We start from the raw sequence: 19,911 nt of genomic DNA, 5'->3' as shown, positions 1-19,911 counted from the left end.
TTCCCGCCGCGCGGGTCGTACCGATCGGCCTACAGGTACTGGCCGGTGTTGGACTCGGTGTCGATGGCGCGGCTCGCGCTCGCGTTCTTACCGGTGACCAACGTGCGGATGTAGACGATCCGCTCACCCTTCTTGCCCGAGATCCGGGCCCAGTCGTCGGGGTTGGTGGTGTTCGGCAGGTCCTCGTTCTCCGAGAACTCGTCGACGATGGAGTCGAACAGGTGCTGGACGCGCAGGCCCGGGGCACCGGTGTCGAGCACCGACTTGATCGCGTACTTCTTGGCGCGGTCGACGATGTTCTGGATCATCGCCCCCGAGTTGAAGTCCTTGAAGTACAGGACCTCCTTGTCGCCGTTGGCGTACGTGACCTCGAGGAAGCGGTTCTCCTCGCTCTCGGCGTACATACGGTCGACGACCCGTTCGATCATCACCCGGATGCAGGCCGTGCGGTCGCCACCGAACTCCGCGATGTCGTCGCTGTGCACCGGCAGTGTCTCGACGAGGTACTTCGAGAAGATGTCCTGCGCCGACTCCGCGTCGGGGCGTTCGATCTTGATCTTCACGTCGAGGCGGCCGGGGCGCAGGATCGCGGGGTCGATCATGTCTTCGCGGTTGGAGGCGCCGATCACGATGACGTTCTCGAGTCCCTCCACACCGTCGATCTCACTGAGCAGCTGCGGCACGACGGTGGTCTCGACGTCGGAGGAGACACCCGACCCGCGGGTGCGGAAGATCGAATCCATCTCGTCGAAGAACACGATCACCGGGGTGCCCTCGGACGCCTTCTCCCGGGCCCGCTGGAAGATCAGCCGGATGTGCCGCTCGGTCTCGCCGACGAACTTGTTCAGCAGCTCGGGGCCCTTGATGTTGAGGAAGTAGGACTTGGCTTCCTTGCTGTCCTGCCCCCGGGCCTCCGCGATCTTCTTCGCGAGGGAGTTGGCGACCGCCTTGGCGATGAGCGTCTTGCCGCACCCGGGCGGACCGTAGAGGAGCACACCCTTCGGCGGGCGGAGCTCGTATTCGTGGAACAGGTCCTTGTGGAGGAACGGCAACTCGACGGCGTCACGGATCTGCTCGATCTGCCGGCCGAGGCCGCCGATGTCGTCGTAGTGGACGTCGGGAACCTCTTCGAGGACGAGATCCTCGACCTCGGCCTTGGGGATCCGCTCGAACGCGTACCCGGCCTTCGTGTCCACGAGGAGGGAGTCGCCCGGCCGTAGTTTGCGGGTGGGCGATTCGGCGTCGTACGCGACCGACTCTCGTTCGCTGTCCGCGTACACGGTGGCGAGGGGTTCGGCCAGCCAGACGATCCGTTCCTCGTCGGCGTGACCGACCACGAGGGCGCGCTGACCGTCGTCGAGGACCTCGCGAAGCGTGCTGATCTCACCGACACGCTCGAAGTTGCCCGCTTCCACGATCGTGAGTGCCTCGTTGAGGCGCACAGTCTGGCCGAGCTTGAGGGTCTCGGCGTCGACGTTCGGGGAGCAGGTCAACCGCATCTTGCGTCCGGAGGTGAACACGTCCACGGTCTGATCGTCGTGCACTCCGAGCAGCACGCCGTACCCGCTCGGCGGCTGGCCGAGGCGATCGACTTCCTCTCGGAGCGCAATGAGCTGCTGACGGGCCTCCTTGAGGGTGTCCATCAACTTGGTGTTCCGGATGGACAGCGAGTCCACTCGCGATTCCATCTCACGAAGCTGTTCCGGCGACTCCGCGAGCTGCCTGCGCAGTGCCGACGCCTCCGCGCGCAACGCCTCGAGCTCTCGTGCGGCCGCAACCGAATCGGGGTTCTCTGTCGAGCTCATGTGCGTCTCCTCCCAATGAGATCTATCAACGCTACCGGCACTGCCCGAATTCTGCGCCGTGACACGGATTCTGCCGATTGCGAATCGGCATACGCGACACCCGGGGCCATCGAAACTCTCATGTTAGCCTTACCTACCTGTCGAGCAGTTTCCTCTCTGTTCCGTGTAACGAAAGGGTTCGTCGTGATAATCCGCAAGCCCCTGAACGGCACGTCCTTCACCGGTAGGTCCGTGGTTGCCGTGGGCGCGGTGGTCTTCGCGCTCGGAATGTCGGCCTGCTCGTCCGACGACGGTTCCGGCACCGCCGCGGCGACGTCCGCGGCCACGTCGTCGCAGGTAGACGCGACCGTCGCCGCCCCCACGTCGGAGGAACTGCTCGGTACGCTCCAGCTGCTCGTGGACCCGGCCCGGCCGGTCGACGAGAAAACCGTCGTGGTCGTCGACGGCGACGAACGCCGCCCGAATCTGGAGGCGATGACCGCCGCCATGGCCAACTACCCGGTGTCCTTCACGGTCACGGACGTGCAGGTGGAGGGCGATACCGCGACGGCGAACGTCGCGATCGTGAGCCCGTACGGCACGGCCGCTCCGACGGCGTGGACGTGGGAGAACGTCGACGGCGTGTGGAAGGTGTCGGACGAGAGCACGTGCACCCTGCTCGGCATGGCACGCGCGGGCTGCAGCTAGCCCGGTCCTTCGGCGGCGCCCGCTCCGGGCGCCGCCGAAGCCGTGTCTCAGCCCTTACCCGACCGGCGCTGCGGCTTGGGGGTGACGGTTCCCTCGGCGAGACGCCGGGCGCTCACCAGGAACGCGGTGTGGCCCTGCATCCGGTGTTCCGGCCGCACGGCGAGCCCGACGACGTGCCAGCCACGGACGATCGACTCCCAGGACCGCGGCTCGGTCCAGCACTCCTGCTCGCGCATCGCCTCGACGACCTTGGAGAGCTGCGTCACAGTCGCGACGTAGACGACGAGCACGCCGCCGGGGACCAGCGCCTTGGACACCGCGGGCAGCGCGTCCCAGGGTGCCAGCATGTCGAGGACCACCCGGTCGACCGGGCCGCCGGCCGCGTCGGCGTCGAACTCGGCGACGTCCGCGATGGTCAGGTCCCAGTTCGCGGGGCGTTCCCCGAAGAACGTCTCGACGTTCCGCACCGCGTGCTCGGCGTGGTCGTCGCGCACCTCGTACGAGATGACCCGGCCTTCCGGCCCGACCGCCCGCAGCAGGGAGCACGTCAGGGCGCCCGAGCCTGCGCCGGCCTCGAGGACGCGGGCGCCGGGGAAGACGTCGCCCTCGTGGACGATCTGCGCGGCGTCCTTCGGGTAGATGACCTGCGCCCCGCGGGGCATCGACAGGACGTAGTCGACGAGCAGCGGTCGCAGCGCCAGGTACGGGGTGCCGTTGGTCGACTTGACCACGCTGCCCTCGTCGGTGCCGATCAGGTCGTCGTGCAGGATTCCGCCGCGGTGCGTGTGGAACTCCTTGCCGGCCTCCAGGTTGACCGTGTAGTGCCGGCCCTTGCCGTCGGTCAGCTGGACGCGATCGCCCACCCGAAACGGTCCACTCGGTCGCGTTTCGCGTCCCACCATCGTCACCGACTCCTCAGCCTGTTCGTCCGGCGCCGTCCGGCGCCCGCCCCGCTGCCCCGACACGACTGTCGGACCGGGGGCCTACCCTGCCAGGTGTGAGCATCTCAGAGTCGCCAGCCCCCGTCACACAGGGTTCCCCGTCACAGCCCGGCGACACTTCGGTCACCCGCAGGCGCCCCGCCCTGTCGCCGTCCCGCGCCGGCGACTTCAAGCAGTGCCCGCTTCTCTACCGCTTCCGTGCCGTCGACCGGCTCCCGGAGGCGCCGTCGCGCGCGCAGGTGAAGGGCACGGTCGTGCACGCCGCGCTCGAGACGCTGTTCGCGTTGCCCGCCGCCGAACGGGTTCCGCAGAAGGCGGTCGATCTGATCCTCCCGTCCTGGGAGCGCCTCCTCGCCGAGGCCCCCGACCTGATCGACCTGGTTCCCGAGGACCAGCGCGAGTCGTTCCTCGACGAGGCGCGGTCGCTCGTCACCGCCTACTACGAACTGGAGGACCCCACCCGGTTCGAGGCCGAATCGTGCGAACAGCGTGTCGAGACCGAACTCGCCGACGGGATGCTGCTCCGCGGATTCGTCGACCGAATCGACGTGGCCCCCACCGGTGAGGTGCGGGTGGTCGACTACAAGACCGGTCGCGCACCCCGCGAGATGTCCGAGTCCAAGGCGCTGTTCCAGATGAAGTTCTATGCGCTGGTCCTGCTGCGCACCCGCGGCATCGTCCCGGCGCAGCTGCGACTGCTGTATCTCGCGTCCGGGACGGTCCTCACCTACGCACCCGACGAGGACGAACTGCTGCGGTTCGAGCGCACACTGTCGGCGATCTGGAAGGCCATCCTGGCGGCGGGTGTCACCGGCGATTTCCGACCCAAGCCGAGCCGGCTCTGCGACTGGTGTGATCATAAGTCCCTGTGCCCCTCGTTCGGAGGAACGCCGCCTCCCTACCCGGGATGGCCGGAGGGGCCCGCCGAAGACGCACCAGGTTTCGAGGAGATTGTCGAATGAGTTCCGAGTCCTACTACGTACCACTCGGTTCGGAAGCACTGGGTGCGCCGGAAGTGGACTCGGACCAGAAGATCACGGTCGAGCGATTCGACAGCACGGATCTGACGATCAGCGTGTGGGCCGAGACGATGCAGCACGGCGCTCCCCCGTCCGCGCTGCTCGTGCGGGCACTCGAACGGTGCGCCCCTCGTGACGACGCGCGCATCACGCGGGTCGTTGTCGAGATCCTCGGCCCGATCCCGATCGCCGAACTCGAGGTCCGGTCCTGGGTGCAGCGGCCGGGCCGCCGGGTGGAGTTGGTGGTCGCCGAACTGTGGACCGTCGGCGACCGGCCCCGGGCCGTGGCGCGGGGCTCGGCGTGGCGCATGGAGACCGTCGACACGAACGATGCCGTCCACGTCGTCGACCCGCCGCTCGAACCTCGGTCCACCGGCCGGGAGGGCAAGTTCAGCGAAGGCTGGAATTCGGGCTACCTGACGACCCTCGACTGGCGGTGGATCGCCGAGATGGGGTGCGAGGGCCCCGGCAAGCTGTGGGCGAGGCCGCGGCCCGCGCTGGTCCTCGGCGAGACCATGACGCCGCTCGAGCGGCTCTTCTCCATCGCGGACGTCGCCAACGGTGTGGGATCGAAACTCGACCCGGCCGACTGGACGTTCCTCAATACCGACCTCACCGTGCACATCTTCCGGGTCCCCGAGGGCGAATGGGTCGGCGTCGGCTCCGAGACGTCCATCGGCCCCGACGGCGTGGGGATGTGCGCGGGCGTGCTGTACGACGAGACCGGCGCGGTCGGCCGGATCGCCCAGACCGTACAGGTCCGCGCCCGCTCCTGATCGGAACGGGCGCGGATCGTCCTGCGGCGGAACGAGATCAGAGGGCGCGGCAGGACCGGATGTTCGACGCGAGGATGGCCTTGGCGCCGAGGTCCGCGAGTTCGTCCATCACTCCGTTGTGACCCTTGATCGGCACCATCGCCCGGACCGCGACCCAATTCTCGTCGGCGAGCGGCGACAGCGTCGGCGACTCCAGTCCGGGGGTGATCTTCAGCGCGTCGTCGAGGATCGTCTTCGGGCAGTCGTAGTCGAGCATCAGATTCTGCTGCGCGAAGACGATGCCGCGCACCCGCTCGACCAACTGGTTGCGTGCGGAATCGTCGGCGGGCGAACCGGCGCGCTCGATGAGCACACCCTCGGAGTCGCACAGGGTGTCACCGAACGCGACCAGGTTGTGCTGGCGCAGGGTGCGGCCGGATCCGACGACGTCGGCGATGGCGTCCGCGACCCCGAGCTGGATCGAGATCTCCACGGCGCCGTCGAGGCGGATGACCGAGGCCTCGATCCCGCGTGCGGAGAGGTCGTCGCGCACCAGGTTGGGGTAGGACGTGGCGATCCGGAGTCCAGCGAGATCCTCGACCTTCCAGTCCTTGCCCGCGGGGGCGGCGTACCGGAACGTGGAGCGGCCGAAGCCGAGCGACAGCCGCTCGGCGACCGGGGCGCCCGAGTCGCGGGCGAGGTCGCGGCCGGTGATGCCGAGATCGAGTTCACCGGATCCGACGTAGATCGCGATGTCCTTGGGGCGGAGGAAGAAGAACTCGACCTGATTGGACGGGTCGAGGACGGTCAGGTCGCGGGAGTCGGTGCGACGGCGGTAGCCGGCCTCGGAGAGAATTTCGGCGGCGGACTCGGACAGCGAGCCCTTGTTGGGGACTGCGACGCGCAGCATGGCTGAGGTTCCTTTCGGGAGCGGGTGGAGGAGTCTCGATCACCGATCACAGATGTCGGTAGACGTCCTCGAGTTTCAGGCCCTTGCCCACCATCAGCACCTGCGTCCAGTACAGCAGCTGGGAGATCTCCTCGGCGAGCGCCTCGTCGCTTTCGTGCTCGGCGGCGATCCACACCTCACCCGCCTCTTCGAGGATCTTCTTTCCCTGCGAATGGACGCCGGCGTCGAGGGCGGCAACGGTGCCGGACCCCTCGGGGCGGGTAGCGGCACGCTCGGTCAGCTCGGCGAACAGGGATTCGAAGGTCTTCACGAGGACCCATTGTTTCACGCCGCCGCGGACCTCTCCGAACCGGTCACCACCCGAGTCTGCGGCGACTCTCGAACCGGCGGACCCGGCCCGAACGGGGATCGGTGAACTCGATGGCCCGCGCCAGCAACCGCAACGGGGTCGAGAAGTCGCCGGGCTCGGATCGGCGGAAGTCCGGGTAGTAGTTGTCGCCCTCGATCGGCAGCCCCAGCGACGACATGTGCAGCCGCAGTTGGTGCGTCCGGCCGGTCTTCGGCAGCAGCCGGTAGCGTGCGCGACCGTCCCGGGTCTCGATCAGATCGACGACGGTTTCGCTGTTCGGTTCTCCCGGTTCCTCCGTGGCCGTCATGATCCCGTGTTCCTTGACGATGCGGCTGCGGATGATGCGCGGAAACTCCAGTGCGGGATCGTGCCCGGCGACGGCCTCGTATTCCTTGGTGACCTGCTGGGAGACGAACAGTTCCTGATACGCCCGGCGGTCTTCCGGCCGGATCAGGAACACCAGCACACCGGCCGTCATCCGGTCGAGCCGGTGCGCCGGGGTGAGATCGGGGAGGTCGAGCGTCCGCCGCAACCGCACGACCGCGGTCTCGGTGATGTGCGCGCCCCGCGGGATGGTCGCGAGGAAATGGGGCTTGTCGATCACCACGAGGTGGTCGTCGCGGTGGAGGATGTCGATCTCGAACGGAACAGCGATCTCGGGTGCGGGGTCGCGGTAGAAGTACACGAATCGGGTCGGCGCATAGCGGGTGCCGCGGTCGACGACCCGGCCGTGTTCGTCGACGACTTCCCCACCGTCGATCAGCGACAGCCAGTGCGCCCGCTCGTCGGGGTACGTCTCGACCAGGAATTCGGCGACGGTCTTCGCCCCGAGCCCGGCCGGCATCCGGATGCGATCGGGACCGAGACCGTTGCGGACGGGCAGCGGCGCCCCGGCCACCTCAGCCCGCCCGGTTCTCGGTGCAGCCGGCGCACACGAGCACGAGTTCGCGGCCCCGATCGTCCGGCAGATTCTCGTACCGGGACGTCGGACCGCCGCATCGGGTGCAGCGACCCAGGGTCGTGGCCTGGTCGCTGAACTCGATGGTCATCCGCTTGTCGAAGACGTACAGCGACCCCTCCCACAGACCCGTGTCGCCGAACGCCTCGCCGTAGCGGACGATGCCGCCGTCGAGTTGATAGACCTCGCCGAACCCGCGCGAGCGCATCAGCGAGGACAGGACCTCGCACCGCACTCCCCCGGTGCAGTAGGTGACGACGGCCTTGTCCTTGAGATGGTCGTATTTGCCGCTGTCGAGTTCGTGCACGAAGTCGCGGGTGGTGGACACGTCCGGCACGACGGCGTCCCGGAAGCGGCCGATCTCCGCCTCGAAACCGTTGCGTCCGTCGAAGAAGACGACGTCGTCACCGCGCCCCTCGACCAGGCGGTGCACCTCGTCCGGCGCCAGGTGGGTACCGCCGCCGACGACGCCGTCCGCGTCCACCTTCAGCTCGCCCGGCGCACCGAACGTCACGATCTCCGACCGCACCTTGACGCTGAGCCGCGGGAAGTCGTCACCGAGACCGTCCGACCACTTGATGTCGGCGTCCTTGAACGGCGCGTAGCCGCGGGTCCCCTTCACGTACCGCTTGACGTCGCGGATGTCGCCGCCGACGGTCGCGTTGATGCCGTGCTCGGAGACGAGGATCCGCCCGGTCAGGTTGTGTGCCTCGGCGAGCGTGTACTGCCACAGCCGGATCGCCTCCGGGTCGGCGAGCGGAGTGAACACGTAGAACAGCACGATTTTCGGGACAGCCACGGGGAACCAGACTACCTAGAGACGCACACCGCTCGGCTGCGCCCAGGCCTCGGCCAGATCGGAACCGGTGAGACCTTCGAGGCTGTCCCGGAACACCCGCCCCGGGCCGTCGGCCACCGGGATCTCGCACGGGACGATCAGCACGACGCAGCCCGCGGCCTGCGCGGACGCCGCGCCGGTGGGCGAGTCCTCGATCGCGAGGCACTGCGACGGATGCAACCCGAGAAGTTCGGCACCCCGCAGGTACGGGTCGGGATGTGGTTTGCCTGCCGGCACCTCGTCGCCGCACACCGAGTGGTCGAAGTGGTGCCTGCCGAGCGTCTCCAGCGCCCGCTCGGTGAGGCGGCGCTCGGTGTTGGTCACCAGCGCCGACCTCAGGCCGTGGGCCCGGGCGGTCCGCAGTGCATCGTGGGCGCCCGGCCGCCACGGGATGCCGTCGCCGAACAGTTCCTCGACGCGGGTGAACATCCATTCCTTGGCCTCGGCGAGCGCCGCCGGATCCCGGTCGAGCCCGAGGGCGTCGAAGATGACGCCGAGCGCGTTGGCGCTGGACGCGCCGATCGTCTTCAGCCGGGTCTCCTCCGTCATCGGCCCACCGAGGTGCATCGACAACTCACGGACCGCGACGTCCCACATCTTCTCGGAATCGAGCAGCGTTCCGTCCATGTCCCACAGCACGCCTGCGAGACCGTCGAATGCGTCAGACATTGAAGTACTTCGCCTCGGGGTGGTGCAGCACGAACGCATCCGTGGACTGCTCGGGATGCAACTGCAGTTCCTCCGACAACTTCACACCGATCCGTTCCGGTTCGAGGAGAGCGACCATCTTCGCGCGGTCCTCCAGGTTGGGGCAGGCGCCGTAGCCGAACGAATAGCGGGCGCCGCGGTAGGCGAGGTCGAAGAACCCGGACACCTCCGACGGATCCTGCTCGGCGACGTTGTGGCCGCCGGGCAGCACGAGTTCCTCGCGGACCCGTCGATGCCAGTACTCGGCCAGCGACTCCGTCAGCTGCACGCCGATGCCGTGCACCTCGAGGTAGTCGCGGTACGCGTTGGCGGCGAACAGCTCGTTCGCGAAGTCCGCGATCGGCTGCCCCATGGTGACCAGCTGCATCGGGAACACGTCGACCTGGCCGGTCTCCTTCGCCTCGGTGCGGGACCGCACGAAGTCGGCGACGCACAGGAAGCGGTCGCGGTGCTGGCGCGGGAACGTGAACCGGAAGCGTTCGTCCGCGTCGGGCGCCGGGTCGGTGAGCACGACCACGTCGTCGCCCTCGGACACGGCGGGGAAATAGCCGTACACCACGGCGGCGTGCGCGAGGATTCCCTCGGTGCTCAGCCGGTCGAGCCAGTACCGCAGGCGCGGGCGGCCCTCCGTCTCCACCAATTCCTCGTAGGTGGGACCGTCGCCGGAACGCTGCCCGCGCAGGCCCCACTGCCCGAGGAACAGGGCGCGCTCGTCCAGCAGTCCGGCGTAGTCGGACAGCGAGACACCCTTCACGATCCGGTTGCCCCAGAACGGCGGGCTCGGGACGACGATGTCGGTGGCAACGTCGGACCGTTCCGGCACCTCGACCGGGGTCTCGGCGGCCTTACGCTTCTCCGCGATCCGCTTGGACCGTTCGTGGCGCGCCTTGCGCTCGGCCGCCTTCTCCCGGGCGGCGATCGCTTCCGGGCTGTCCGGGTCGGGTCCGCCGCCGCGTTTGACGGCCATGATCTCGTCCATCCTGTGCAGGCCCTCGAATGCGTCGCGCGCGTAGCTGACGTCGCCCTCGTACACCTCGGCCAGATCGTTCTCCACGTACGAGCGGGTCAGCGCAGCACCGCCGAGGAGGACGGGGAACTTCTCCGCGACTCCCTTGGCGTTGAGTTCCTGCAGGTTGTCCTTCATCACCACGGTCGACTTCACGAGCAGACCGGACATGCCGATGACGTCGGCCTTCTGCTCGATCGCCGCGTCGAGGATCGTCGCGATCGGCTGCTTGATGCCGAGGTTCACCACGTCGTACCCGTTGTTGCTGAGGATGATGTCGACGAGGTTCTTGCCGATGTCGTGGACGTCGCCCTTCACGGTGGCGATGACGATGCGGCCCTTGCCGTCCTCGTCGGTGGCCTCCATGTGGGGTTCGAGGTACGCCACGGCCGCCTTCATCACCTCGGCGGACTGCAGCACGAACGGCAACTGCATCTGCCCGGACCCGAAGAGTTCGCCGACGGTCTTCATGCCGGACAGCAGGGTCTCGTTGATGATCGCGAGCGGCGGCTTCTCTTCCATCGCCGCGGTGAGGTCGTCGTCGAGGCCATTGCGCTCACCATCGACGATGCGCCGTTCCAGCCGCTCGAACAGCGGCAGCGCCGCCAGTTCCTGGGCGCGGGATTCGCGTGCCGACGCCGCGGAGACGCCCTCGAACAGCTCCATCAACTTCTGCAGCGGGTCGTAGCCCTCGCGCCGGCGGTCGTAGACCAGGTCGAGGGCCGTTTCGCGCTGTTCGTCGGGGATCCGTGCCATCGGCAGGATCTTCGACGCGTGCACGATGGCCGTGTCGAGGCCGGCCTCGGTGCACTCGTGCAGGAACACCGAGTTCAGGACCTGACGGGCGGCCGGGTTGAGACCGAACGAGATGTTGGACACGCCGAGGGTGAAGTGCACCCGCGGGTGCCGCTTCTTCAGTTCGCGGATCGCCTCGATCGTCTCGATGCCGTCGCGGCGGACCTCTTCCTGACCAGTGGAGATCGGGAAGGTCAGCGCGTCGATGATGATGTCGGACTCGTCGAGGCCCCAGTTCACGGTGATGTCGTCGAGCAGGCGCTCGGCGATGCGGACCTTGTGCTCGGCGGTGCGCGCCTGGCCCTCCTCGTCGATGGTCAGCGCGACGACGGCGGCGCCGTGTTCCTTGACGAGCCGCATGATCTTCTGGAACCGCGAGTCCGGTCCGTCGCCGTCCTCGTAGTTGACGGAGTTGACGGCGCACCGGCCGCCGAGGTGTTCGAGACCGGCCTGCAGGACCGCGGGCTCGGTGGAGTCGAGCATGATCGGCAGCGTCGACGACGTCGCGAACCGGCTCGCGAGGGCGGCCATGTCGGCGGCGCCATCACGTCCGACGTAGTCGACGTTGAGGTCGAGCATGTGGGCGCCGTCGCGGGTCTGATCCTTCGCGATGTCGAGGCACTTCTGGTAGTCCTCGGCGATCATCGCCTCACGAAATGCCTTGGAGCCGTTGGAGTTCGTGCGCTCGCCGATCATCAGGATGCTGGCGTCCTGCTCGAACGGCACCGCCGTGTACAGCGACGACGTCCCCGACTCGTGCACCGGGTTGCGCGCGGCCTTCTCGACGAGGCGGACCGCCTCGGCCACCTGCCGGATGTGCTCCGGGGTGGTGCCGCAGCAGCCGCCGACCAGACCGAGACCGAACTCGGTGACGAAGCCGCTGAGCGCCTCGGCGAGTTCCTCCGCGGTGAGCGGGTACTCGGCACCCTTCGGGCCGAGCTGCGGCAGTCCGGCGTTGGGCATCACCGATACGGGGAGCGAACTGTACTTGGACAGGTGGCGGAGATGTTCGCTCATCTCGGCGGGACCGGTCGCGCAGTTGAGCCCGATCATGTCGATACCGAGCGGTTCGAGCGCGGTCAGCGCGGCACCGATCTCACTGCCGAGCAGCATCGTGCCGGTGGTCTCGACCGTGACGTGGGTGATGATCGGCAGCCGCGACCCCAGCGTCTCCATCGCCCGCTGACTGCCCAGGATCGCCGCCTTCACCTGCAGCAGGTCCTGGCAGGTCTCGACGAGGATCGCGTCGGCGCCCCCGTCGATCATGCCCATCGCGGCCTCGGCGTAGGCGTCGCGCAGGATCGCGAACGGCGCGTGGCCGAGCGTCGGCAGCTTGGTTCCGGGCCCCATCGAGCCGAGGACGAAGCGGCCCATGCCGTCGCGTCCCGGCCCCATCTCGTCGGCGACCTCACGCGCCAACCGGGTGCCCTTCTCGGCCAGTTCCCGGATACGGTCCGAAATGTCGTAATCGGCGAGGTTGGGGAGGTTGCACCCGAACGTGTTGGTCTCGACGGCGTCGGCCCCGGCCTCGAAGTACGCGCGGTGGATCTCTTTCAGCACGTCAGGGCGGGTGTCGTTGAGGATTTCGTTGCAGCCTTCGAGCCCGAGGAAGTCGTCGAGCGTGAGGTCCGCGGCCTGCAACATGGTGCCCATGGCTCCGTCGCCGATGACAACGCGCTGGTTCAACGCATCGAGCAGGGCAGAGTGAAATGGCGCAGACATGCCGTCCAGACTAGTGGGCGGGGGAACCAACGCTGGCCGTAGGCTGGGTGGGTGAGTTCCAGTGAGTTCCCCGTCACGCCTGCGGGCCCCGACGACGACACCCCCGACACCGCCGACGACGGTGCCACCGACAGCGCCGACGACGGTGCCACCGACACTGGCGTGCCCGTACTTCGTGACCCTGTTCTCGTCGCCGCCTTCGAGGGCTGGAACGACGCCGGCGACGCCGCGAGCGGAGCCGTCGAGCACCTCGAACTGACCTGGGACGCCCAGCCGCTGGCCGAGCTGGACTCCGAGGAATACTACGACTACCAGGTCAATCGCCCCACGGTCCGGCAGGTCGACGGGGTCACCCGGGAGATCGTGTGGCCGGCCACCCGGCTGTCGGTGTGCTCGCCTCCTGGCAGTGACCGCGACGTGGTGCTGCTGCGCGGAATCGAACCGAACATGCGCTGGCGCAGCTTCTGCGAGGACCTCCTCGAGCTGATCGATCAACTGCAGATCAACACCGTGGTGATCCTCGGGGCACTGCTCGCGGACACCCCGCACACGCGGCCGGTCCCGGTGACGGGCAGCGCGTACAGCAGCGAGGCCGCCGAGCGGTTCAAGCTCGAGCAGACCCGCTACGAGGGGCCGACCGGGATCACCGGGGTGCTGCAGGACGCGTGCGTCCGGGCCGGTGTGCCTGCGGTGTCGTTCTGGGCGGCCGTGCCCCATTACGTGTCCCAGCCGCCGAACCCCAAGGCGACGGTGGCTCTGCTGCAGCGCGTCGAGGACGTCCTGGACATCGAGGTGCCGCTCGGGGAACTCCCGTCGCAGGCCGACGACTGGCAGGAAGCCGTCACCGAGATGACCGCAGACGACGAGGAGATCGGCGACTACGTCCGCTCCCTCGAGGAGCGCGGCGACGCCGAGACCGACATCTCCGAGGCCATCTCGAAGATCGACGGTGATGCGCTGGCGGCCGAGTTCGAGCGGTATCTCCGCAGGCGTGGGCCCGGCAGCTTCGGGCTGTGACGAAGAACTCGTCCGAGTCGCTTCGTTCCTCGCTCCAGCGCACGGCGCTCTACGCCGGCGGTTTCCTCGGCCCGTTCGGCGGCGGGGTGGTCGCCTCTATCCTTCCCGAGATCGGTGACGACCTCGGCGTGAGTGCATCCGCCGCGGCCGGGTCGCTGACGGCGTACCTGCTGCCGTTCGCGTTGCTGATGCTGGTGTCGGGCACGCTGGGCGCCCGGTGGGGACAGATGCGGACCGTGCGGATCGCGTACGGCGTCTACCTGCTGTCGTCGCTGGCCTGTTTCGTGGCGCCGACGCTGCCGCTCTTCCTCGGTGCCCGCGTGCTCCAGGGGTGTTCGAACTCGTTCACGACGCCCCTGCTGCTGGCGGCGCTCGCCGCCTCGACCCCGAAGAAGCATCTCGGCCGGGCGCTGGGGATCTTCGGCGCCTTCCAGGCTGCGGGACAGTCGAGCGCGCCGCTGGTTGGTGGGCTCGCGGCGGAGGTCGACTGGCGTCTCGCGTTCCTCGTCATCGCCCTCGTGGCCGCGGTGCTGGGGATGGTCGGCGTTCCCGACAGCGCTCCCGCCGAGCCGGGGGCGCCGCGCCCGCGACTGCGCGACGCCCTCACCCCGTCGGTGCTGAGAATCGGGGTGGTCGCACTCCTCGGGTGGGGCGCGCTCGGTGGGCTGAGCTTCCTGGTCGCGTTCCGCGCCGAGGACGTCTTCGGGCTGAGCCCGACCCAGCGCGGGCTGCTGCTCACCGGGTTCGGCGTGGCCGGCATCCTCACCGCACGTCTCGTCGGCGGTGTCATCGACAAGATCGGGGCCCGGGCGGCCGTACTGATCGGCGCGTTCGGCGGGGCGATTCTCGTCGCGGCCGCCGGGACCGTGTCCCTCCTCGCAGTCGTGGCCGTGGCGTGGTTCGCGGCCGGGGTCGCCGGTCAGTTCATCCTGGTCGGGGTCAACGCCGCCGTGCTCGGGTCGCCGGGCCCGAACCGGGGCGGCGCGGTGTCCGTCGTGCAGGCGCTGCGATTCATGGGCAACGCGCTCGCCCCGATCACCCTCACCCCGGTGTATTCCGTGTCGCCTGCGGCCGGCTTCCTTCTGCCCGCCGTGCTGCTCGCCGTGCTGGCCCCGCTGCTCATGCCCCGCGACCACGCACCCGCCTGACACGCCTTCCCGGAGGACTGTGAGGTGTTCCTGATTCCCACGTAACGTGCGCGCAGCCGTTACGACACTCCCGGGGCGCAGCCTCTGTGCATGGCCCACACACCGAGTTCGAGCAAGCTGCTGGTCGTCGGCAACGGTATGGCCGGCGCACGCACCGTCGAGGAGATCCTCAACCGTGGCGGGCGTGAGCGTTTCGAGATCACCATGATCGGCGACGAGCCCTACGGCAACTACAACCGCATCATGCTCTCGCACGTGCTGTCCGGGGAGGCGGCTGTCGACGACGAGGACCTGATCCTCAACCCGATGGGCTGGTACACCGCCAACGGCGTCAAACTCCACGCCGGCGACCGCGCGCTGGCGCTCGACCGGTTCGCGAAGACCGTGACGTGCGAGAGCGGCCGCGTCGTCGACTACGACGTGCTCATCATCGCCACGGGAAGCAATACGTTCTTCCCCAACATGGACGGACTGCGGGAGCACGACGGGCGCCTGGCCCGCGGGGTGTTCGGATTCCGGAACATCGCCGACACCAACGGCATGCTGCAGATGGCGCAGGCCCGCGACGACGTGTCCGCGGTGGTCATCGGCGGCGGTCTGCTCGGCCTCGAGGCCGCGTACGGGCTGCGCACCCAGGGCCTCACCGTCAACGTCGTGCACTCCCCGGGGCACCTGATGAACCAGCAGCTCGACGAACGCGGCGGCAGCGTCCTGCGCGCCGAGATCGAGAAACTCGGCGTCGGCGTCCACACCTCGATGCGGACCACCGCCGTGCTGCGCGACGAGGCGGGCCTGGTGACCGGGGTGTCGTTCGTCGACGGCTCCACCCTGGCCGCCGACATGGTCGTCGTCACCGCCGGAATCCGGCCCAACACCGAACTCGCGCGGGCCGCCGGGCTGGTGGTCGAACGCGGCGTCGTGGTGGACGACCAGATGCGCTGCGAGGACGAGGGTTCCGTGTACGCCGTCGGCGAGTGCGCACAGCACCGTGGGGAGACCTACGGCCTCGTCGCCCCGGTGTGGGAGCAGTCGGTCATCCTCGCCGAAGTCCTCACCGGCTCCAATCCCGAAGCGGCGTACGTCGGTACACGCACCACTACGAAACTGAAGGTCGCCGGTGTCGACGTGGCCGCGATGGGCGTCAAGGGACCCGAGACGGCGGACGACGAGTTCATCCAGTACTACGAACCGCGCAGCGGCACGTACAAGAGCCTCGTCGTCCGCGACGGCAAGCTGATCGGCGCCACGCTGATGGGCGACATCAGCAAGGCGGGTTTCCTCACGCAGGCGTTCGACGGCAAGGTTCCGCTGCCCGAGGAGCGGATCGGCATGCTCTTCGACGTCGGAGCCCCGAGCGCCGCGACGAGTGTCGCCGACCTCCCCGACGACCTGCAGGTGTGCAACTGCAACGGCGTGAGCAAGGGCGATCTGGTGGCGTGCGTCCATTCCGGCGCCAAGACGCTCACCGACGTCTGCGCCCAGACCCGGGCAGGCAAGGGCTGCGGCTCGTGCAAGGGACTCGTCGCCGACATCGTGGCCTGCGCCGCAGGCGGCGAACTCGAAGCCGACCCCTCCGCCGACTGGTACGTGCCCTGCATTCCGATGACGAAGCCCGAACTCATCGCGACCATCCGGGAACGCGATCTCCGCGCCGTGTCACAGGTGTTCGTCGAGCTCGCGGTGGACGCGAAGGAGGACGCGTCCGCGAAGATGCCCCTGGCCTCGCTGCTTCGCACCATCTGGGGTCCCGACTGGGTGGACGAGCGCGGCGCGCTGTTCATCAACGACCGCGTGCACGCCAATATTCAGCGCGACGGCACGTTCTCGGTGGTCCCGCAGATGAAGGGCGGTGTCACCACGCCGGAGCAACTCCGCAAGATCGCCGACGTGGCGGACAAGTACGGCGTGCCGCTCGTGAAGGTCACCGGCGGGCAGCGCATCGACCTGCTCGGCATCAAGAAGGAGGATCTCCCCAAGGTGTGGGGTGACCTCGACATGCCGTCCGGGTTCGCCTACGGCAAGAGCATGCGCACGGTGAAGACGTGCGTCGGAACCGACTTCTGCCGCTACGGTCTCGGCGATTCGACGAGCCTCGGCATCGCTCTCGAGGAGCGGTTCCAGGGCCTGGAGACGCCCGCGAAGCTGAAACTCGCGGTCGCCGGATGCCCACGGAACTGCTCGGAGGCCCTGTGCAAGGACTTCGGTGTGGTCGCGGTCGGCGACGATCGATGGGAAATCTACGTCGGCGGCGCCGCCGGAGCGCATATCCGCAAGGGCGACCTGCTGGCCACGGTCGAATCACCGGACGCCGTAGTGGAACTCGGCGGGCGGTTCATCCAGTACTACCGCGAGAACGCGAAATGGCTCGAACGCACGTACGACTTCGTGCCGCGGGTAGGACTCGAACATCTTCAGGCGCTACTGGTCCGAGACGAGGAGGACATCGTGACCGGATTGGACGAGCGGATCCAGACGGCGGTGGACGGCTACCGGGATCCCTGGAAGGAGCGCAGCGCGCCGAAATCGCCCGCACAGTTCGCTCCCTCGCTGCCGCTGCTGCCGCTCCCCCAGGTGCCGGTCCGATGACCGCCCTGATCGAGGGTCCCGCCGAGGTCGCGGTGGGACCGGTCAGCGACCTGACACCGGGCGAAGGCCGGACGTACGTCGTGCAGAACCGTCAGGTGGCCGTATTCCTGCTGTCGGACGGCACCGTTCGGGCGATGGATGCGGTGTGCCCGCACAAGGGTGGTCCCCTCGCCGACGGGCAGATCGACGCCACCGGCGTGACGTGCCCGCTCCACCAGTACGCGTTCGCCTTCGACACGGGCGCATGCGGATCCGAGGGTGTGGGCTCGGTCCGCACGTACCCCGCGTCGGTCCGCGACGGGTCGGTCGTCGTGCACGTGTGAGTGTTCGCCCGATTGTGCTCTGCCCTGGTACGGCGTGCCTTTCGGGAAAACTGCGGCACCGCTGTCATCATGAGGCCAGTGCTGCAGCTGAAGGGGCTCGTCGCATGGACAGATCGCTGATCGAGTGAGTACCGTCGCCAGTTCGGAACGACGGGGCCGATCCGGTAACCGCCCTCAGGCCGGTGACCGGACCGTGGGAACCGTGTTCCGTACGGACATCGAGGGTCTGCGGGCCGTCGCGGTGCTGGCCGTGGTGTTCTTTCACGCGGGTGTGCCCGGGATCGACGGCGGATTCGCCGGTGTCGACATCTTCTTCGTCGTCTCGGGGTTTCTCATCACCGGGCTGCTGTGGCGGGACGTGGCTGCCACCGGCCGCGTGGGACTGGCCGAGTTCTACGGCGCCCGTGCCCGGCGACTGCTGCCCGCCGGGTGCGTCGTGCTGGTGGCCACCGCGATCGGCGCGGCCCTACTCCTTCCTCCGTTGCAGGCCCGCGCGGTCCTCGGTGACGGGATCGCGAGCGCGCTCTACGTCGGCAACTACCGACTGGCGCTGCACGGCACCGACTACCTGGCCGCGGACACGCCCCCGTCACCGTTCCAGCACTACTGGTCGCTCGGCGTCGAAGAGCAGTTCTACCTGCTGTGGCCTGCGCTGATCATCGGGGTCGCCTGGCTCGTGCGGCGCAGAACACGACGCCAGGGCCCGGACCACGCACCGTCGACGACCCCGTATCTGGTGGTCCTCGCGGTGGTCGCGGCGGTGTCGTTCGCGGTCTCGCTCGACTGGACCCGCACGCTGCCGCCGTGGGCGTTCTTCTCGCTGCCCGCCCGCGCCTGGGAGCTGGCCGCCGGTGGGTTGGTCGCGCTGTCGGTTCGGCACTGGCGGCGGCTGCCGCCTGCGGTCGCCGCGGCCGCCGGTTGGGCAGGCCTCGCACTGATCGTCTTCGCCTGTCTTCGGCTGGGCGAGAAGACACCCTACCCCGGCACCGCCGCGCTGCTGCCGGTGCTCGGCACGGTGCTGGTGATCGGAGCGGGCTGTGCCGCACCGCGGCTGGGGGTCGGCCGGGGCCTGTCCCTGCCGCCGATGCGGGCGGTCGGGCGGGTGTCCTATTCCTGGTATCTCTGGCACTGGCCGGTACTGCTGCTCGCGCCGATCGTGCTCGGCCGCTCTCTCGATCTGACCGATCGGCTGGCGATGGTCATGGTGTCCGCAGGTCTGGCCGGACTCACACTGGCCCTGGTCGAGAACCCGGTTCGCTTCGCGGCTCCGCTACGTCTCTCGGCCTCACGCAGCCTCGTCCTCGGCGGAGCCGTCACCGCCGTCGCCGTCTGTGCGGCACTGGTTCTGCTGGTGGCGCGGCCGGTCCCGGTCGGACACGGCGCCGCCGCAGCAGCCCTCACCGTCTCGGCACCGGTCGAATCGGCCACTCCCGCAATCGATCCGCGTGACGCGGCGGTGAACGACATGACCGCTCAGGTGCAGGCGGCGGTCGCGGCGGCTGCTGGGCTGCAGTCGGTCCCGTCGAATCTGTCGCCACCGCTCGCCGACGCACCGGCAGACAAGCCTGCGGTGTTCGTCAACGGCTGCGTGCGGTCGTGGCTCGAGGTGGGGCAGGACGAGTGCGCATCGGGTGACGTGACATCGGCGACGACGGTGGCGCTGGTCGGGGATTCGCATGCCGCGATGTGGGCCCCGGCGTTCGAAGCGGCCTCCGAGCAGCATCATTGGCGGCTGGAGACGATGGGCAAGGTCACCTGCCCACTCCTCGACCTTCCCCTCACCAGCCCCTACCTCGGGCGGGAATACACCGAGTGCGAGCAGTGGCGCGGCGAGATCGTCGACCGGCTGCGGGCCGAGCGGCCCCGGTTGGTCGTGCTGAGCATGTCCCGGCGGTACGGCGCCGATTTCGGTTTCAGCGTCTATGCCCGGCCCTGGCTCGACAGCCTGACGCGGCTGGTCACGGAACTGCGGGCCACGGGTGCGGCCGTCCTCGTCCTCGGTCCCGTCCCGGATCCGCAGTCGACCGTCCCGACGTGCCTGTCCGCGCACCTCGACGACGCGAGTGCCTGCTCGCCCCCGCGTGCGGTCGCGGTCAACGACGCCGGGGTCGCGGCCGAGGCGACCGCCACCGCGGCAGGCGGCGGCAGGTACGCCGATCTCACCACCCTGTTCTGCACCGCCGAGCGCTGCCCGGTCGTCGTCGGCAACGACCTCGTGTACCGCGACGACAACCATCTGACCCTCGAACACGCGCAGGCGCTCTCACCCGTGATCGCCGCGCTGGCCGACCGCGCACTCGCGCAGGGCTGAGGGGCGGCCGGCGAAAAAGATCCGGTTCGGATG

At 68.7% G+C, this 19,911-nt stretch carries 16 protein-coding genes; 8 read left to right on the top strand and 8 right to left on the bottom strand.

What is annotated here, in order from left to right; genetic code table 11:
* Positions 1–29: 29 nt before the first annotated feature.
* Positions 30–1,805, bottom strand: coding sequence for a proteasome ATPase (gene arc, locus BLV94_RS43030; RefSeq protein WP_072941731.1), 1,776 nt, complete (start codon positions 1,803–1,805; stop codon positions 30–32).
* 183 nt (positions 1,806–1,988) lie between these two features.
* Here arc and BLV94_RS43025 point away from each other — a divergent pair, with 183 nt between their 5' ends.
* A complete protein-coding gene (locus tag BLV94_RS43025; protein ID WP_072941734.1) occupies positions 1,989–2,492 on the top strand; it encodes a WKL family lipoprotein in 504 nt (167 codons plus the stop codon).
* Positions 2,493–2,539: 47 nt separating this feature from the next.
* On the opposite strand, the gene BLV94_RS43020 is transcribed toward BLV94_RS43025, so the two are convergent.
* Entirely contained in the window at positions 2,540–3,394 is an 855-nt protein-coding gene (locus BLV94_RS43020) for a tRNA (adenine-N1)-methyltransferase (protein WP_072941736.1), read from the bottom strand.
* A gap of 95 nt (positions 3,395–3,489) precedes the next feature.
* Between BLV94_RS43020 and BLV94_RS43015 the strand changes: the two genes are divergently transcribed.
* Both BLV94_RS43015 and BLV94_RS43010 read left to right on the top strand, forming a co-directional pair.
* Positions 3,490–4,395: a RecB family exonuclease gene (locus BLV94_RS43015; RefSeq protein WP_072941738.1), complete on the top strand. Its 906-nt coding sequence runs from the start codon at positions 3,490–3,492 to the stop codon at positions 4,393–4,395.
* Positions 4,392–5,228, top strand: a complete 837-nt coding sequence (locus tag BLV94_RS43010) for a thioesterase family protein (protein ID WP_072941740.1) — start codon at positions 4,392–4,394, stop codon at positions 5,226–5,228. The genes BLV94_RS43015 and BLV94_RS43010 overlap by 4 nt, the downstream gene beginning before the upstream one ends.
* 37 nt (positions 5,229–5,265) lie before the next feature.
* Here the strand turns inward: BLV94_RS43010 and hisG are convergent, their stop codons facing one another.
* The 6 genes from hisG to metH are packed head-to-tail and all read right to left on the bottom strand — an operon-like array spanning position 5,266 to position 12,493.
* The gene (hisG, locus tag BLV94_RS43005; RefSeq protein ID WP_012687844.1) at positions 5,266–6,117 is read right to left on the bottom strand and encodes an ATP phosphoribosyltransferase; all 852 of its coding nucleotides are present in this window, start codon (positions 6,115–6,117) and stop codon (positions 5,266–5,268) included.
* Positions 6,118–6,163: 46 nt separating this feature from the next.
* A complete protein-coding gene (locus BLV94_RS43000; protein ID WP_009473527.1) occupies positions 6,164–6,445 on the bottom strand; it encodes a phosphoribosyl-ATP diphosphatase in 282 nt (93 codons plus the stop codon).
* A gap of 25 nt (positions 6,446–6,470) precedes the next feature.
* Positions 6,471–7,364 carry a pseudouridine synthase gene (locus tag BLV94_RS42995; RefSeq protein ID WP_072941741.1) on the bottom strand — a complete coding sequence of 298 codons (894 nt, stop codon included), beginning with the start codon at positions 7,362–7,364 and terminating at the stop codon, positions 6,471–6,473.
* A gap of 1 nt (position 7,365) precedes the next feature.
* Positions 7,366–8,223, bottom strand: a complete 858-nt coding sequence (trhO, locus tag BLV94_RS42990; RefSeq protein WP_072941743.1) for an oxygen-dependent tRNA uridine(34) hydroxylase TrhO — start codon at positions 8,221–8,223, stop codon at positions 7,366–7,368.
* Positions 8,224–8,238: 15 nt separating this feature from the next.
* Positions 8,239–8,931: an HAD family hydrolase gene (locus BLV94_RS42985; protein ID WP_072941745.1), complete on the bottom strand. Its 693-nt coding sequence runs from the start codon at positions 8,929–8,931 to the stop codon at positions 8,239–8,241.
* On the bottom strand, positions 8,924–12,493 hold the full coding sequence (gene metH, locus BLV94_RS42980; protein ID WP_072941746.1) for a methionine synthase: 3,570 nt from the start codon (positions 12,491–12,493) through the stop codon (positions 8,924–8,926). The genes BLV94_RS42985 and metH overlap by 8 nt, the downstream gene beginning before the upstream one ends.
* 51 nt (positions 12,494–12,544) lie before the next feature.
* On the opposite strand from metH, the gene BLV94_RS42975 reads away from it, so the two are divergent.
* The 5 genes from BLV94_RS42975 to BLV94_RS42955 all read left to right on the top strand — a co-directional run bounded on the left by BLV94_RS42975 (position 12,545) and on the right by BLV94_RS42955 (position 19,878).
* The gene (locus tag BLV94_RS42975) at positions 12,545–13,510 is read left to right on the top strand and encodes a PAC2 family protein (RefSeq protein ID WP_072941748.1); all 966 of its coding nucleotides are present in this window, start codon (positions 12,545–12,547) and stop codon (positions 13,508–13,510) included.
* Positions 13,507–14,658 (top strand): MFS transporter, encoded by a 1,152-nt coding sequence (locus BLV94_RS42970; RefSeq protein ID WP_072941750.1) that lies wholly within the window; start codon positions 13,507–13,509, stop codon positions 14,656–14,658. Before BLV94_RS42975 ends, BLV94_RS42970 begins: the two co-directional genes overlap by 4 nt.
* A gap of 90 nt (positions 14,659–14,748) precedes the next feature.
* Positions 14,749–17,244 (top strand): nitrite reductase large subunit NirB, encoded by a 2,496-nt coding sequence (gene nirB, locus BLV94_RS42965; RefSeq protein WP_072941751.1) that lies wholly within the window; start codon positions 14,749–14,751, stop codon positions 17,242–17,244.
* On the top strand, positions 17,241–17,567 hold the full coding sequence (locus BLV94_RS42960) for a Rieske (2Fe-2S) protein (protein WP_072941754.1): 327 nt from the start codon (positions 17,241–17,243) through the stop codon (positions 17,565–17,567). Before nirB ends, BLV94_RS42960 begins: the two co-directional genes overlap by 4 nt.
* Before the next feature lie 124 nt (positions 17,568–17,691).
* Positions 17,692–19,878, top strand: coding sequence for an acyltransferase family protein (locus BLV94_RS42955; protein WP_072941756.1), 2,187 nt, complete (start codon positions 17,692–17,694; stop codon positions 19,876–19,878).
* The last annotated feature ends 33 nt before the right edge of the window (positions 19,879–19,911 follow it).

This window comes from Rhodococcus koreensis, from assembly GCF_900105905.1.
In the GTDB taxonomy this organism is placed as follows: domain Bacteria; phylum Actinomycetota; class Actinomycetes; order Mycobacteriales; family Mycobacteriaceae; genus Rhodococcus_F; species Rhodococcus_F koreensis.
The sequence above is the reverse complement of the archived record's forward strand: the minus strand, read 5'-3'. Positions and strand labels throughout refer to the sequence as shown.

Excerpts from the sequence above, each read along its gene's own strand:
- nirB (WP_072941751.1), top strand. The coding sequence starts at position 14,749 with ATGGCCCACACACCGAGTTCGAGCAAGCTGCTGGTCGTCGGCAACGGT.
- metH (WP_072941746.1), bottom strand. The coding sequence starts at position 12,493 with ATGTCTGCGCCATTTCACTCTGCCCTGCTCGATGCGTTGAACCAGCGC.
- hisG (WP_012687844.1), bottom strand. The coding sequence starts at position 6,117 with ATGCTGCGCGTCGCAGTCCCCAACAAGGGCTCGCTGTCCGAGTCCGCC.
- arc (WP_072941731.1), bottom strand. The coding sequence starts at position 1,805 with ATGAGCTCGACAGAGAACCCCGATTCGGTTGCGGCCGCACGAGAGCTC.
- BLV94_RS43010 (WP_072941740.1), top strand. The coding sequence starts at position 4,392 with ATGAGTTCCGAGTCCTACTACGTACCACTCGGTTCGGAAGCACTGGGT.
- BLV94_RS43020 (WP_072941736.1), bottom strand. The coding sequence starts at position 3,394 with ATGGTGGGACGCGAAACGCGACCGAGTGGACCGTTTCGGGTGGGCGAT.
- BLV94_RS42960 (WP_072941754.1), top strand. The coding sequence starts at position 17,241 with ATGACCGCCCTGATCGAGGGTCCCGCCGAGGTCGCGGTGGGACCGGTC.
- BLV94_RS42985 (WP_072941745.1), bottom strand. The coding sequence starts at position 8,931 with ATGTCTGACGCATTCGACGGTCTCGCAGGCGTGCTGTGGGACATGGAC.